Here is a 17,009-nt window from a genome sequence, read left to right as displayed (position 1 = left end):
GTAAATGAAAACTTTATATCATAAAATATTCGATGCACATGTTATTCATGAATCATGTAATGGCATGCCACTTCTATATATAGATAGACACTTACTTCATGAAGTTACTTCACCGCAAGCTTTTAATAGCCTTAGAATGCATAATAGAACAGTACGTAAACCATCTAAAACATTTGCAACTATGGATCATAATGTATCTACAAAAACTAAAGATATTAATGGATCAGGTGAATTATCAAGGATTCAAATGCAGGAATTGATAAATAATTGTCGCGAGTTTAATATTCAATTATACGATATATATCATCCTTTCCAAGGAATTGTTCATGTAATAGGACCAGAACAGGGTATTACTTTACCAGGAATGACTATTGTTTGTGGTGATTCTCATACATCAACTCATGGTGCTTTTGGTGCTCTTGCATTTGGTATAGGAACTTCAGAAGTAGAACACGTTTTAGCGACACAAACTTTAAAACAAGATAAAGCTAAAACAATGAAAATTGAATTAATAGGTGATATTGCAATTGGTGTAAGTGCAAAGGATATAATTTTATCTATTATAAAACAAATTGGTAGTAGTGGAGGTAATGGATATGTAGTAGAATTTTGTGGGGTAACAATTAATAAAATGAGTATGGAAAGTCGTATGACTTTGTGTAATATGGTAATTGAAATGGGAGCTAAAGCAGGTTTAATAGCTCCAGATGAAATTACTTTTAGTTATTTAAAAAATAGGCCGTTTTCTCCAAAAGAGAAAAAATGGAAAAAAGCAATTCAATATTGGAGTACGTTAAAATCGGATGATGATGCTCATTTTGATTCTGTAATGAAGATTAATGTTGCAAATATAGCTCCTCAAATAACATGGGGTACTAATCCAAGTCAGGTAATATCTATTGATCAGTTAATCCCTCATCCAAATTCATTTTCTAATCCAAGTGAAAGAGCTTCCGCTGAAAAAGCTTTGAAGTACATGAAATTAAAACCTGATACAAAAATAACGAATATAAATATTGATAAAGTATTTATTGGATCTTGCACTAATTCTAGAATTGAAGATTTACGTGCTGCTGCAATGGTTATAAAAGGGAAAAAAGTAGCTCCAGGTGTATTTGCAATAGTAGTACCAGGATCTGGTTTAGTAAAAAAACAAGCAGAATTTGAAGGATTAGATAAGATTTTTTTAGAAGCTGGATTTGAATGGCGTTTACCAGGATGTTCAATGTGTTTAGCAATGAATGATGATCGTCTAAATTCTGGAGAACGCTGTGCATCAACAACTAATAGAAATTTCGAAGATCGTCAGGGACGTGGAGGTCGTACACATCTTGTTAGTCCTTTAATGGCTGCTGCTGCTGCCATAAATGGTCATTTTGTTGACGTACGTGAACTAAATTATAGGAAATTAAACTAAAATGTTAAATAATTTTATTCAACATACTGGTATTGTTGCGCCTTTAAATATATCAAATATAGATACTGATGCAATTATTCCTAAGCAATTTTTACATAAAATATCACGTGTTGGTTTTGGTAAGAATTTATTTCATTATTGGCGTTATGAAGATATGGCAGGTAAAATACCAAATGTAGATTTTATTCTTAATAAGCCTGAATTTAAATTTTCAAGTATATTATTAACTTGTGAAAATTTTGGTTGCGGATCTTCAAGAGAACATGCTGTTTGGGCTTTAACTGATTTTGGATTTCGTATAATTATCGCACCTAGTTTTGCAGATATTTTTTATGAAAATAGTTTTAATAATCAGCTTTTACCAATAAAAGTAACTCAAAAAGAATTAAAAGAAATGTTTGATTTAGTTAATAATCATTTTGGAGTGATGTTTAAAATTGATCTGAATCAATCAAAAATAATTACAGAAAATAAAATTTATTCATTTAAAATAGATAATTTTCATCGTCGCTGTATTATCAACGGCACTGATGCTATTGCAGTGACAATGCAACATGAGGAATTCATTATTACTCACGAACAAAATAAACTGGATTTTTTGAATTAATATAAAATTTTTAATTAAAAATAATTAAATACGAATCAAATATAATATTTGCTAATCATACTACGCTATTGTTAAAATAGTATTTATATCAAATCAACAGATTTATTTAACTAACTATTTATTTTTTTAAATAATTATTATTAATTATTATTATATTATACCAAAAATACAATTAATGTTTTTAATATAATGATATTAATATATATTATTATAATAAATATTATACACGGATATTCTATAATATGAAGAATTGGAAAATATTAATTTTTAGTAGTCTATTGGTAAGTACGAATGTATTAGCAATTAATAAATTGACTGATAGTATAGCAGTAATAGTAAATAATGATATAATTCTAGAAAGTGAAATAAAAGAAGGTATAGCAAAACTGCAATTTGAAAAATATAATACAAATACAGAATCACCAGATAATAATACATTACGTAATGAAATTATTCAAAAAAAAATCATTGAAAAGATTGTTTTTCAGATAGGAAACCAAGCGGGATTAAACATTGATAATGATCAATTAGATAAAATTATTAAAAATATATCAGCTATTAATCATATTAATATGGAAGAATTTTATAAATATCTAGTATCTAAACACATAAAATATAATACGTACCGTGAACAAATACTAAAACAAATAATTATTTCCATAATTAGTAATAAAGAACTATTAAATAGAATTATTATTTATCCACAAGAGATAGACAGATTAAGCACACAAGTTCTACTAAATATAATTAACGACAGTGAAATAAACTTAAGTCAAATTATATTACCATTACCAGAAAAACCAACCGATAAACAATTATATGAAAAAAAGATTTTAGCTGAAAATATTATACTTAAATTAAAAAAAGGATTTAACTTAAATCAATTAGCAAAAAACAAGCTATCTTTATTTAAGATAGAAAATATGGGTTGGAACAGCATAAAAAAGATACCTAGTATTTTTGCAAATAAATTACTCAAATCAGAAAAAGGTGATATTATTGGCCCTATTCGTTCTGGGATTGGTTTTCATATTTTAAAAGTTAATGATATATATAATAATAATAAAAATAACCCTGTTAGTGAAATAAAACTTCGTTGTTTTACTATTAAGCAAAATCCAAAAATTATTTTGAATAAACAGAATCTTGCAAAATTAAAACATGTTATATCTTTATTAAATGTTAAAAAAAGCAATTTTACGAACATAGTAAAGCAATTATCAGAATATTCATTTTTTGTAAATACAAGCGAATTTCCAAAATGGATACTTTTTTATAATAAATCTCATCAATCTATTATAAACAGCTTTATAAAATCAAAAGATAATCAAATAAGCCAACCAATTTACTTTAATGGAATATGGTATATTTTTCAAAAATTAAATATTCATGAAATAAATCAAAACAACACAACACAAAAAAAAATATCTTTTATGAATATCATGAATAATAAATTAAATGAAGAAGTTGAGTCTCTTATTAAACAAAGAATTGCAAAATCTTATATAAAGATAATAAAAGATGATTAATAATTCTCCTATAATTATTACTCCTGGTGAACCATCTGGAATTGGTCCTGATATTACAATCATGTTAGCCCAGATGAAATGGCCTATTAAATTAGTAGTGTGTGCTTCTCCTGATTTGCTATATCAACGTGCTGCTCAACTTAATTTACCATTAAAATTATATGATTACTCTTTCAATGATAATATTCAAAATCATAAACCAGGTGACCTAACAATAATTCCAGTAACATTATCAGAACCAGTTGTTCCTGGTAAATTATCTAAAGTAAACAGTCAATATGTAATAAAAACATTATTAAAATCATGTAATGAATGCTTAAATAAAAAATTTAAAGCGATGGTAACAGGACCAGTAAACAAAGGTATTATTAACGATGCTGGTATACCATTTACTGGTCATACTGAATTTCTTGCTGATCGTACAAATACTAATACAGTTATGATGTTAATAAATAAAAAATTACGTGTAGCATTAGCAACAACTCATATACCATTAAAATCAGTTTCAAAATGTATTACACAAAATAGCTTAACTTCAATTATTAATATTCTACATAATGAACTTCAAAAAAAATTTTTCATTAAGAACCCTTCAATTTATGTTTGTGGACTTAATCCACATGCAGGTGATAATGGTTATATAGGCAGAGAAGAAATAGAAACAATTATTCCGGTAATTGATAAACTTAGAAAAAAAGGTTTAAAATTGATAGGACCGTTATCTGCAGATACAATATTTCAAGAAAAATATTTAAAAGATATTGATGTAGTTTTAGCTATGTATCACGACCAAGGATTGCCGATACTAAAATTTTGTGGATTTAATAAATCAATTAATATTACTTTAGGTTTACCGTTTATTAGAACTTCGGTAGATCATGGAACTGCAATTGAATTAGCTGCTAAAGGCACAGCAAATCCAGAAAGTTTTTCTATGGCAATTAATATTGCAATTAACATGATTGGAATAAATAATGAATAGTTTTATCTATCAAGGTCATTATGTTCGGAAACGCTTTGGACAACATTTTTTAAATGATCATGATATTATTAATAAAATAACATCTGCAATTCACCCTAAAAAAGATCAATTATTAATAGAAATTGGACCTGGTTTAGGTGCTTTAACAAAAAATATCTGTAATTATATTAATGAATTAATTGTTATTGAATTAGATCAGCAACTTGCAAAAAAACTACAAGAAAATATTACTTTCGGTTCTAGGTTAGTTGTTTTTCAACAAAATGTTCTGACATTTAATTTCGAAAAATTAGCTTCAGAAAAAAGAAAATTACTTCGTTTATTTGGGAACTTACCTTATAACATTTCCACTACTCTAATATTCAATCTGTTTAAATATATTCATTTAATTAAAGATATGCATTTCACTTTACAAAAAGAAGTTGTTGACAGAATGGCTTGTAGTCCTGGAAGCAAAACATATGGTCGTCTTAGTGTAATGATGCAATACTACTGTAAAATTATCCCGATATTAGAAATTCATCCTAGATGTTTCATACCCTCGCCTAAAGTTAATTCTATGCTAGTTCGTTTAATTCCTTATAAACATCTATTATATTCGGTAAGGAATATAAAATCGTTAAATTTTATTACTACTATAGCATTTAATCAGCGTCGTAAGACATTGAATAATAGTTTAAATAAAGTAATTCCTGCTAATATTATGAAAAAACTATCCATTGATCCTAATTTGCGTGCAGAAAACATTTCAGTTGCACAATATTGTAATCTAGCTAATTGGTTAGAAAGTAATTAAAAAAGATGCAGGAGTAAATTATGAGTAAATTAACTCGGGTATTTGTTCAAGTCCAAAGCTTATATGTAAAATCTCAATCTTACCCAGAAAAATCTCGTTATGTTTTCACTTATATGATAATGATTCGAAACATGAGTAAGTCTTCTGTACAAATACTTAAGCGCTATTGGTTAATTACTGATGGTAATGGTCGTGAAATAGAAATTCATGGCGAAGGTGTATCAGGTACAAAACCTTATATAGCATCAGGAGGTGAATTGCATTATACTAGTGGTATAGTACTTGAAACACCAATAGGAACTATGCAAGGGTATTATGTAATGGTAAATGAAATAGGTGATGAATTTAATGTAGAAGTTCCAGTGTTTAGAGTTGCAATTAAAACACATATTCATTGATATAAGTTTTAATCCATTAACTATAAGTAATTTTTAATTGGATATAAAAATTTATGAGTACATATCTAATTGGTGATATTCACGGCTGTTACAAAGAATTACGTATATTGTTGAAAGAAGTGAATTTTGATCTGAAAAAAGATACTTTATGGCTAACAGGTGATTTAGTAGCACGTGGACCAAATTCATTAGATGTATTACGTTATATTAAATCCATTGATAGATGTGTTAGATTAGTGCTGGGAAATCATGATTTAAATCTTTTGTCTATTCATGCAGGAATAAATAAAGATAAACCTAAAGATCAATTAAAAAATCTTTTAAAAGCTAAAGATATTGATGAACTAATCGAATGGTTACGTTATAAACCATTAATACAAATTGATGAACAGAAAAAAATAATTATGTCACATGCTGGAATTAGCCCACAATGGGATTTAAAAACAGCAAAAAAGTGTGCATATGAAATAGAACAAATACTTTCTAGTGATATGTATCCATTATTTCTTAATTCAATGTACGGCAATATGCCTAATAATTGGCATGAAAAACTCAGTGGATTAGCTAGAATGCGTTTCATTGCTAATGTATTAACAAGAATGCGATATTGTTTTAATAATGGTCAATTAGAAATGTTTTCTAAAAATATTATGGAAATCAACAATATGTCTTTACAGCCATGGTTTAATATTAAAAATAAAATAACAAATGATTATACAATAGTTTTTGGTCACTGGTCTGCATTAAAAGGAAAAAGTACTCCAAAGAAAATTATTGGATTAGATACAGGTTGTTGTTGGGGAGGCATGTTAACTCTTTTACATTGGGAAGAAAAAAAATACTTTAGAATAAATAAACTAATCTCTTAAGCAACATAATAAGGTTATCAGTAATTAATTTATTTAAAATATTTTATCTAACTTAGATAATTAGCTTTTATGCTATTTACGACGTAAAATTTTAAAATTACAGCTATATATATTTTCTTTATCAATATCATGAAAAACATTGAATATTATTTTCCAATCGTAAGGATTATAGTATGGAAATTTTTTATCACCATTAATACTAGTATGAACATGAGTTAAATAAAGCAAATCAGCATAATTGATTGTTTGTTCATATATACTTGCACCACCTATTATCATTATTTCATTATATTTATCAGTTATTTCAATTGCTGTTTCTAAAGATTTTACACAAATTATATTTTTGTATTTAATAAAATTTCTGCTAACCACAATATTCAGCCTTTTTGGTAAGGCACGACCAATTGATTCAAAGGTAAGTCTACCCATAATAATAGGTTTATTAATAGTATTTTTTTTAAACCAAGCTAAATCTATAGGAAGGTTCCAAAGCATATCGTTATTTAATCCTATAAAATGATTATTTTCAAATGACGCAATTATACTTATCAATTTTTTTTCCTATATAATTAATAAATTATATTAAAAATATACTTTGGTTAACAATTAATTAATTTTATTATTTAATTGGTAATGTAATTCTTGAATAGAAATTATTCTTTCTGTAGGGTTAGAATTTAATGCCAATAATGTAGCAAAACTTCCATTTAAAGTAGTATTATAATATACGTTATACTTAATTGCACTTTTTCTAATTACTCTAGAATCCTCAATAGATTGACGACCAGAAGAAGTATTTAAAATATAAGTGTATTCTCCATTATTTAAAAGATTTTGAATATTTGGGTAACCTTTTTCATGTACTTTTTTTACTAAACGAACATCAATACCTGCTTTTTTTAACTCTAATGCTGTACCATAAGTAGCATCTAGTTTAAATCCAAAATTTTGTAATTTAATTGCAAGATCGACAATACGTTTTTTATCATTTTTTCTAACTGATAGTAATGCTCTTCCTTCTTTTTTAACATTACATTGAGCACTTAACATAGCTTTTGCAAAAGCTTCTTCAAAATTTCTACCGATACCCATTACTTCACCAGTTGAACGCATCTCTGGACCAAGAATTGGATCGGATCCCTGAAATTTAATAAATGGTAGAACGACTTCTTTTACTGAAAAATAATTTGGAATAATTTCTTCAGTCATTTTTTGTTCAGATAATGTTTTACCTATCATTACGAGTGCTGCAACCTTTGCCAGTGGAATACCGATAGCTTTAGATACAAATGGAATAGTACGAGAGGCTCTTGGATTAATTTCAATTAAATATACTTCTTTATTTTTAATTGCAAATTGAATATTCATTAGACCACAAATTTTTAACTCAATAGCTAATTTTTTAATCTGTTGACGTATTATATTTTGAATATCAACATCTAGACTGTAAGCTGGCAATGAACATGCAGAATCACCAGAATGCACTCCTGCTTGTTCTATGTGCTCCATAATTCCCCCAATTAATAAATCCTTGCCGTCAAAAATAGCATCAACATCTACTTCAATAGCATCTTCAATAAAATGATCAATTAATATAGGATTATCTTTTGATATACATGAAGATGTTTGGAAATAGCGTTTAAGATCTGATTCTTCATAGATAATTTCCATAGCACTTCCACCTAATACATATGAAGGACGTATTAACAAAGGATAGCCAATTGTTATAGATTTATCTATTGCTTGTTCTAAAGTCACAACAATGGCATTATCTGGTTGTTTTAGATTTAATTTTTTTACTAATTGTTGAAAACGATCACGATTTTCAGCGCAATCAATAGAATCTGTACTTGTACCTATAATAGGTATTCCATTTTTTTCTAGTAAATTTGCCAATTTTAACGGCGTTTGACCTCCATACTGTATAATGACGCCTTTTGGTTGTTCTATACGTACTATTTCTAATATATCCTCTAATGTAATCGGTTCAAAATAAAGACGATTAGAAATATCATAATCAGTTGAAACTGTTTCTGGATTACAGTTAACCATAATAGTTTCATAACCATTTTCACGTAATGCAAGTGAAGCATGAACACAACAGTAATCAAATTCAATACCTTGTCCTATGCGATTTGGTCCTCCTCCTATTATTATTATTTTTTTATTATTTTGGTTTGGATTTGATTCACATTCTTCTTCATATGTTGAATACATATACGCAGTATTAGTATTAAATTCAGCAGCACAAGTATCAATTCTTTTATATACTGGATGTAGATTATATAATATTCTAAGCTGACGAATATCGTTTTCTTTTACTCCAGTTAATTGTGCTAACCTTACATCAGAAAAACCTTTGCGTTTTAAAAAATATAAAAATGATTTATTCAAACCACTCATGCCTTTGAAAATTATTGTTTTTTCTATATTTACTAATTCTTTAATTTGAACTAAAAACCACTTGTCAATATGTGTTAATTTAAATACACTATAAACGGACATACCTAACCGAAATGCATCAGCAATATACCAAATTCTATCTGAACTGGCATTTTTAAGTAGGTTTTTAATATCTTTTAAATTTTTATCACCATTTAATTTATTATCTAATCCATTGACTCCAACTTCTAAACTACGTAAGGCTTTTTGTAGTGATTCTTGAAAAGTACGACCAATAGCCATTACTTCACCAACAGATTTCATTTGTGTAGTCAAAATATTATTTGCATCAGGAAATTTTTCAAAATTAAAACGTGGTATTTTAGTAATAACATAATCAACAGAAGGTTCAAATGAAGCAGGTATTATGTCTCCAGTAATATCGTTTTTTAGTTCATCAAGAGTATAACCTACTGCTAATTTAGCAGCTACTTTTGCAATAGGAAAACCAGTCGCTTTTGAAGCTAAAGCTGATGAACGTGATACACGTGGATTCATTTCAATAATTATTAAACGTCCATTTTTTTGGTTAATAGCAAACTGTACATTAGAACCACCTGTTTCTACTCCTATTGAGCGTAATACTGCTATTGAAGCATTACGCATAATTTGATATTCCTTATCTGTCAATGTTTGAGCTGGTGCAACTGTAATAGAATCACCCGTATGAATACCCATAGCATCAAAATTTTCTATTGAACAAACTATTATGCAATTATCATTTTTGTCGCGCAAGACCTCCATTTCATATTCTTTCCAACCAATTAATGATTCATCGATTAACAATTCATTAGTAGGTGAAATATCAAAACCTTGCTTGCACATTTCTGTAAATTCATCACAGTTATATGCTACACCACCACCACTACCACCCATAGTGAAAGATGGACGAATAATACAGGGAAATCCAATATATTCAGCAATAGCCAATGCTTCTTTAACTGTTTTTGCAATACCTGAACGAGCAGTTTCTAGTCCAATACTATGCATTATTTTGTCAAAACGCTGACGATTTTCTGCTTTATCAATACTTTCAGCGTTAGCGCCAATCATAGTTACATTATATTTTAAAAGTATTCCTTTACGATCTAGTTCTAATGCACAAGTTAGTGCAGTTTGTCCTCCCATAGTTGGTAGTAATGCATTTGGTTTTTCTTTTTCAATGATTTTTTTTATTATTTTCCAATGTATTGGCTCAATATAAGTGATATCAGCGATATCTGGATCTGTCATAATAGTTGCTGGATTAGAGTTAACTAAAATAATGCGATAACCTTCTGTTTTTAGAGCCTTACAAGCTTGTACACCAGAATAATCAAATTCACAGGCTTGTCCAATGACAATAGGACCTGCACCAAGAATTAAAATAGATTTTATATCTGTACGCTTCGGCATTATTAACTCCAGATTATTTTTTTTAAACGGAATTGATCAATCAATTCAATAAAATGATCAAATAATAACATAGCATCAAATGGTCCTGGGCTTGCTTCTGGATGACCCTGAAAACTAAACGCTGGTTTATTAATAATATGAATGCCTTGTATTGTGTTATCAAAAAGTGAAATATGAGTTATACGTAAGTTAATAGGTAAACTTTCTTTGTCAATTGTAAAACAATGGTTTTGTGCAGTTATAATAATTTTATTACTACGAATATCTTTAACTGGATGATTGCTACCATGATGACCTGTTTTCATTTTTATTATTTTTGCATTGTTAGCTAATGCTAGAAGTTGATGACCGAGACAAATACCGAACATTGGAATTTCTATCTGTAAAAAATATTTAATGTAATTAATAGCATATTTATATGATTCAGGATTACCAGGACCATTAGATAAAAAAATTCCATCCGGTTTCATTTTTATTACTTCTCTAGCAGGAGTTTGTGCTGGCACTACTGTTACACGACACCCTTTATCAACTAAAATACGTAAAATATTACGTTTAACACCATAATCATAAACAACTACATTATACGGTGCACTCATTAATTGTTTTTGTGATGTAAATTTTTTGTTTATTTTCCAAGTTCCTTGTGTCCATTTATAAACATTACTTGTAGTAATTTTTTGTAATAGATCTGTATCTTCTACATTTATAATACTTTTAGCTTTTTGCAGAGCTATTGACACATTTAGACTGCTATCAGTAGTTATACATCCTTTTTGAATACCTTTCTCACGCAATATACGAGTTAATTTTCTAGTATCAACATCCGAAATAGCTACAATATTATTACGTTTTAAATATTTTGATAGGCTCTCTTTATTACGAAAATTACTAGCTAATAGTGATAAATGACGTATCACTAAACCTTTAGCATATACTATACTTGATTCCTCATCTTCAATATTAGTACCTACATTACCAATATGCGGATATGTTAAAACAATAATTTGAAGAAAATAAGAAGGATCAGTAAGTATTTCTTGATAACCAGTTATTGATGTATTAAATACAATTTCTCCAACTGCTGAACCTATAGCACCAATAGCACGACCGTAAAATTGGGTACCGTCTTCTAATACTAAAAGCGCTGACTTAATCAAAATATCCTCCTCAAGATCATAAATTAAAAGATGAACAAACTAACTATATTAAAAATAATGCTATATTAATTATTTTTAATTTTCTATAAATGTTATTTTTTGATAAAAAAGACAGAAGTATACAGATATTATTTATTAATAATGGATTTTCTAAAAGATATTAATCAAGATAAAGTTGCTATTTGTATTTAAGATATTAAAAATAAATTTATAAGCTTGACAAGCCAAGTACATCCCACATATTAAAAAGACCAGATTGTTTATTTTTTAACCATTTTGTTGCTTTAATTGCACCTAATGCAAAATTCATGCGATTGTTAACTTTATGTGTGATTTCTATCCGTTCATACATATTCGCAAATATTGCTGTATGTTCACCGATAATATCTCCAGCTCTTATTGTAGAAAAACCAATTGACTGATTTTTGCGTTTACTAATACTACCATGACGATTATATACTACATGTTGGTCAAATTGCCAATTCATTACATTAGCTATTACTTTACCCATATTTAAAGCTGAACCTGAAGGAGCATCAATTTTATTACGATGATGCGCTTCGATAATTTCAATATCTGAATTATTTCCTATTATTTTAGTAGTTTTTTCTAATAATTTTAAAATAACATTCATCCCTATACTAAAATTAGGAGATAAAATTATTGCAATTTCCTTTGATGCAATATCAATTAATTTATTTTCTGTTTGGTCAAAACCTGTCGTACCAATAACCATAGATTTTTTATATATGCGACATATATCTAGATATTTTAGAGTAGATTTTGGATTGGTAAAATCAATTAATACATCGAAGTTATCAATTATATTATATATATTATCCGTTACTTTTATATCAATTTCATTACAGTCAACTGTTAAAGATCCTGGTTTTACTAAAATGCCACCTATACTAATATTTTCCTGTTTAGCTGCAAGAATTAGATTTTTTCCCATGCGTCCTTTAGGTCCTGTAATAGCAACTCTAATATTATCCATAATAATACCTTTTAAAATTACTATAAAAATACAGTGTATCTAAATTCAATAAATATTAAAATATTATATTTATTGAATTATTTTAATTAATTAAAATAAAACCTTATTACTTATTCTTATTGGAACTAAAAAATAAATTATTATGGTAGATGAAATGTAATTTTTTCTTTTTTTCCTATGAGTTCTGTAACATTAGTACCACCTAATTTTATTAAGTATTCTATCACTCCATTTACCAAATATTCTGGTGCTGAAGCACTAGCAGTAACACCAATATAATTAATATTTTCTAACCAACTCTTTTGAATATTTTTAGCTGAATCAATCAATTTAGCTGATTTGCCTAAATTTTCTACTACTTCAACTAGTCTATTAGCATTAGATGAATTTATTGAACCAACAACCAATATTAATTCCGTATAGTATGCTAGAATTTTCACTGCTTCTTGTCTATTAGTAGTAGCATAACAAATATCTTCTTTACGAGGACCTGTAATTAATGGAAAACGTTGACGTAATTTATTTATAATATTGGAAGTATCATCAATTGATAAAGTGCTTTGTGTCATAAAATTAATTTTCTTTTCATTTTTTAATTTTAGATGAGAAATATCATGATGTGAATTTATTAAATAAATACCACCATCTTGATTATCATATTGTCCTAAAGTACCTTCTACTTCTGGATGATTGGCATGACCAATTAGAATAGCTTCTATATTATTACGACTAGCTTTTTTGACTTCTTTGTGAATTTTTGTTACTAAAGGACATGTTGCATCTAGCAGAATTTTGAAATTACGTTTTTTAGCTTTTTCTCTAATTGCTTCTGATACGCCATGTGCAGAGAATATTAAAACTGCGTTATTAGGTACTTCATTAATATTTTTAATAAAAATTGCACCAATCTTACGTAAACTATTAACTATGTAACTATTATGTACTATTTCATTATATATATATATTGGAGCACCATACTTTTCTAAAGCACTTTCAACAATACTTATTGCTCTCTTCACTCCCGCACAAAAACCACGAGGATTAGCTAGTATAATTTGCATTGCAATTGTATACTCCAGTTTGAATTTAAAATTGATGTGCTAAAATAATTAAAGTTTCATGCTCATTGATAATTAAAATTCTTTATCATTAATAATATTACACCAATAAATATACTACAATCTGCAATATTAAATGTAGCAAAATGCAAATTTTTAACGTGCAAGTCGATAAAATCAACTATAAAACCATTATAAAATCTATCAATTGAGTTACTTAATGCACCTCCCATAATTAATGCATATGCAACAGAAATCATGCTATTGGAATTATTATAAGATATTGAAATTAATAAAAATATACTAACGATAATAGAAATGCTTATAAAAAGCAATCGTTGCCAATTTTTACCATCAGCTAAAAAACTAAATGCAATGCCATAATTATGGCAATAAAACATATTTAAAAAAGATGTTAATTGACGTGTTTCATATAAACACATATTATGCATTATTTCTTTTTTACTATAAATATCTATAATAATCACTATAAGAACTAACCATAACCATAGTAAGTTGGTTAATTTAATAGGTTTATTCATTATACAAATTTACGCTCCTCACCTTTTCCAAATATATTAATATAACAACGATTACAAATACTATTATTCATGCTATTTTCATCATTATAATGCCAACATCTAGGACATTTTTTGCCTTTTACTTTATGCAATTCTATTTTTAGATCTTCGAATATTTCACTTTGATATAAGTTGTTACTAGCATTTTTATAATTTAAAATTTGAACACTAGATATTAAAAATACAAATTTTAGTTCATTTCCTAAAATTGCTAGTTTCTTAGATAATTCTGATCCTACGTACAAATTAATATTTGCTTCTAAAGAACTACCAATGATATTATTTTTTCTTGCTTTTTCTATTACTTTATTAACTTCACTTTTTATATTAATCAGATCATTCCAGTAATTATCATCTAAAATATCATTTTTTGACAAACCGAAAAGGTTTATATACCATTCTTCAGTAAATACATATTTTGTACGATTACCTGACAAATGCTTCCAAATTTCATCAGCTGTAAAAGACAAAACTGGGGCAATCCATCTAACTAATGCCTCTATAATATGCCATAAAGCTGTTTGACAACTTCGACGGGCAAAACTATTTTCTTTCATGGTATACTGTCTATCTTTAATTATATCAAGATAAAAAGAGCTTAATTCTATAGAACAAAAATAAACTAAACGCTTTATAACGTTATGAAAATTATATTTTTCGTAAAAACCAATAATGTCTTTCTGTGTTGCTTGAGCACGACCAACTATCCATTTATCTAATATCAACATATTATCTGGTTTAACTAAATTTACGTTTGGATCAAAATCATGTAAATTAGCTAACAAAAAACGAACAGTATTTCGAATTTTTCTATAAGAATCAGCTGAATATTTTAAAATAGCATCAGAAATTGTCATTTCAGTTTTATAATCAGTTGATGCCACCCATAATCTTAAAATATCAGCACCAAATTTTTTTATTACACTTTTTGGAGAAACTACATTACCAATTGATTTTGACATCTTACGTCCATTACCATCTACAGTAAAGCATTGTGTTAGTACTTGTCGATAAGGAGATTCATTACTTATAGCAGTAGAAACAACCAATGAAGACATAAACCAACCACGATACTGATCTAAACCTTCTAGATACATATCAGGTTGTTTGTTTTTAAAATCTGAACGTGTTCCAACAACAGTAAAGATAGTAGAACCTGAATCAAACCATACATCAAGAGTATCAGTTACTTTAAAGTAATCATCAGCTTCTTGTATAAAATTATTTTGATCTAAATCCCACCATATTTGAATTCCATGTTTTTCAACAAGATTTGCAACTTTATCTATTATATTTGAAGTATCTGGATGTAATTGTTCAGTTTTTTTATGTATAAATAAAGGTATAGGTACACCCCAAATTCGCTGACGTGATATACACCAGTCTGGACGATTTAATATCATAGATTCCATACATGATTGACCCCAACTTGGAATCCATTTTACATTTTTAATATGTTTTAAAGATCTTGTGCGAAGTTTTTTATGATTCATATTTATGAACCATTGAGGTGTAGTTTGAAAAATAATAGGAGTTTTATGTCTCCAACAATAAGGATAATTATGTAATAAGTTTCTTGTGCTTAATAGTGCATTTTTGTTTTTCAGTAGATCAATGACAATATTATTTCCTTCAAAAATATTAACATTATCTAATAGAGGATGTATACCTGATAAATATAATCCTTCTGGACTAATTAAATTTATGTTATTAATTCCATATTTCTGACAAATAGAATAGTCATCTAAACCATGGCTTGATGCAATATGCACTGCACCAGTGCCTGTATCCAATTTAACATGTTCGCTTAATACTACTGGAGAATAAGTATTGAAAATAGGATGTTGAAATTCTTTTAATTCAAGTTCTTTACCCTTACATTCACCTAATACAGTCCAATTATTTATTCCAATGCGTTTTAAGGAACTTTCTACTAGATCTTTAGCAAAAATTAAAAATAAATCGTTAATTTTAATCAATTGATAATAAAATTCTGGATGCAATGATATTGCACAGTTTGATGGAATGGTCCAAGGAGTTGTAGTCCAAATAACTAAGCCAACAGAATTTACTTTCTGTGATACATTAAATATATTACAAATTATATCAGAATTAACACACTTAAAAATAACATCTATAGAAGGAGAAATTTTATCACAGTACTCAACTTCAGCTTCTGCTAATGATGAACGACAATCTATACACCAATAAACCGGTTTTTCACCTTTATATAAATATCCATTATTCACAATTTTACCTAGTGTTCGGATAATATTAGCTTCTGTTATGAAATCCATTGTTAAATAAGGATTATTCCAATTCCCTAATATACCTAAACGAGTAAAATCGATTTTTTGTTGTTCAACTTGTTCTTGCGCAAACTGACGACATAATTTACGAAAATCTGAATAACTTATTTTTTCTCCTGGCTTACCAACCATTTGTTCAATTTTATGTTCAATAGGTAAACCATGGCAATCCCATCCAGGTATATATGGAGCATCATAACCCGACATACCTTTAGATTTGATAATAATATCTTTTAAAATTTTATTAACAGAATGACCAATATGAATTTGGCCATTAGCATAAGGAGGTCCGTCATGCAAAACAAAAAATTTTTTTCCTTTTTTAGCTTTCCTAACTATTTCATAGATATTATCATCATACCAATGTTTTAAAATTTCTGGTTCATTATTTACAAGATTACCTTTCATGGGAAAACTTGTTTTGGGTAAATTTAAAGTAGATTTGTAATCAATCATTATATTTTGAATT

Annotated in this window: 14 protein-coding genes; 7 read left to right on the top strand and 7 right to left on the bottom strand. The window is 27.7% G+C overall.

The window, feature by feature from the left end; genetic code table 11:
• The first annotated feature begins 4 nt into the window (after positions 1-4).
• The 7 genes from leuC (at position 5) to apaH (ending at position 6,598) form a co-directional block, all read left to right on the top strand.
• The gene (gene leuC, locus CRV12_RS02120; protein WP_136130996.1) at positions 5-1,417 is read left to right on the top strand and encodes a 3-isopropylmalate dehydratase large subunit; all 1,413 of its coding nucleotides are present in this window, start codon (positions 5-7) and stop codon (positions 1,415-1,417) included.
• Between the two features lies 1 nt (position 1,418).
• Complete coding sequence (gene leuD / locus CRV12_RS02115) at positions 1,419-2,024, top strand: 3-isopropylmalate dehydratase small subunit (RefSeq protein ID WP_136130995.1); 606 nt, start codon at positions 1,419-1,421, stop codon at positions 2,022-2,024.
• A 242-nt stretch (positions 2,025-2,266) separates the two neighbouring features.
• On the top strand, positions 2,267-3,553 hold the full coding sequence (locus tag CRV12_RS02110) for a peptidylprolyl isomerase (protein WP_136130994.1): 1,287 nt from the start codon (positions 2,267-2,269) through the stop codon (positions 3,551-3,553).
• The gene (gene pdxA / locus CRV12_RS02105; protein ID WP_136130993.1) at positions 3,546-4,535 is read left to right on the top strand and encodes a 4-hydroxythreonine-4-phosphate dehydrogenase PdxA; all 990 of its coding nucleotides are present in this window, start codon (positions 3,546-3,548) and stop codon (positions 4,533-4,535) included. Before CRV12_RS02110 ends, pdxA begins: the two co-directional genes overlap by 8 nt.
• The gene (gene rsmA / locus CRV12_RS02100) at positions 4,528-5,331 is read left to right on the top strand and encodes a 16S rRNA (adenine(1518)-N(6)/adenine(1519)-N(6))-dimethyltransferase RsmA (RefSeq protein ID WP_136130992.1); all 804 of its coding nucleotides are present in this window, start codon (positions 4,528-4,530) and stop codon (positions 5,329-5,331) included. The genes pdxA and rsmA overlap by 8 nt, the downstream gene beginning before the upstream one ends.
• Before the next feature lie 20 nt (positions 5,332-5,351).
• Positions 5,352-5,729, top strand: coding sequence for a Co2+/Mg2+ efflux protein ApaG (gene apaG / locus CRV12_RS02095; RefSeq protein ID WP_136130991.1), 378 nt, complete (start codon positions 5,352-5,354; stop codon positions 5,727-5,729).
• 53 nt (positions 5,730-5,782) lie between these two features.
• The gene (gene apaH, locus CRV12_RS02090; protein WP_136130990.1) at positions 5,783-6,598 is read left to right on the top strand and encodes a bis(5'-nucleosyl)-tetraphosphatase (symmetrical) ApaH; all 816 of its coding nucleotides are present in this window, start codon (positions 5,783-5,785) and stop codon (positions 6,596-6,598) included.
• Positions 6,599-6,670: 72 nt separating this feature from the next.
• Here the strand turns inward: apaH and folA are convergent, their stop codons facing one another.
• The 7 genes from folA to ileS form a co-directional block, all read right to left on the bottom strand.
• Positions 6,671-7,150 (bottom strand): type 3 dihydrofolate reductase, encoded by a 480-nt coding sequence (folA, locus tag CRV12_RS02085; protein WP_136130989.1) that lies wholly within the window; start codon positions 7,148-7,150, stop codon positions 6,671-6,673.
• A 54-nt stretch (positions 7,151-7,204) separates the two neighbouring features.
• Positions 7,205-10,435: a carbamoyl-phosphate synthase large subunit gene (gene carB / locus CRV12_RS02080; protein WP_136130988.1), complete on the bottom strand. Its 3,231-nt coding sequence runs from the start codon at positions 10,433-10,435 to the stop codon at positions 7,205-7,207.
• A 2-nt stretch (positions 10,436-10,437) separates the two neighbouring features.
• Complete coding sequence (gene carA, locus CRV12_RS02075) at positions 10,438-11,595, bottom strand: glutamine-hydrolyzing carbamoyl-phosphate synthase small subunit (protein WP_136130987.1); 1,158 nt, start codon at positions 11,593-11,595, stop codon at positions 10,438-10,440.
• A 208-nt stretch (positions 11,596-11,803) separates the two neighbouring features.
• Positions 11,804-12,592 (bottom strand): 4-hydroxy-tetrahydrodipicolinate reductase, encoded by a 789-nt coding sequence (gene dapB / locus CRV12_RS02070; protein ID WP_136130986.1) that lies wholly within the window; start codon positions 12,590-12,592, stop codon positions 11,804-11,806.
• Between the two features lie 140 nt (positions 12,593-12,732).
• Positions 12,733-13,653: a 4-hydroxy-3-methylbut-2-enyl diphosphate reductase gene (gene ispH / locus CRV12_RS02065; RefSeq protein ID WP_136130985.1), complete on the bottom strand. Its 921-nt coding sequence runs from the start codon at positions 13,651-13,653 to the stop codon at positions 12,733-12,735.
• A 62-nt stretch (positions 13,654-13,715) separates the two neighbouring features.
• Positions 13,716-14,192, bottom strand: a complete 477-nt coding sequence (gene lspA, locus CRV12_RS02060) for a signal peptidase II (RefSeq protein ID WP_136130984.1) — start codon at positions 14,190-14,192, stop codon at positions 13,716-13,718.
• Positions 14,192-16,996: an isoleucine--tRNA ligase gene (gene ileS, locus CRV12_RS02055; protein WP_136130983.1), complete on the bottom strand. Its 2,805-nt coding sequence runs from the start codon at positions 16,994-16,996 to the stop codon at positions 14,192-14,194. Before ileS ends, lspA begins: the two co-directional genes overlap by 1 nt.
• Positions 16,997-17,009 lie beyond the last annotated feature (13 nt).

The organism is Candidatus Pantoea edessiphila (assembly GCF_002933315.1).
Lineage (GTDB): Bacteria > Pseudomonadota > Gammaproteobacteria > Enterobacterales > Enterobacteriaceae > Pantoea_C.
Note: the sequence above shows the minus strand (reverse complement) of the source record. Positions and strands in the feature narration are given on the sequence as shown.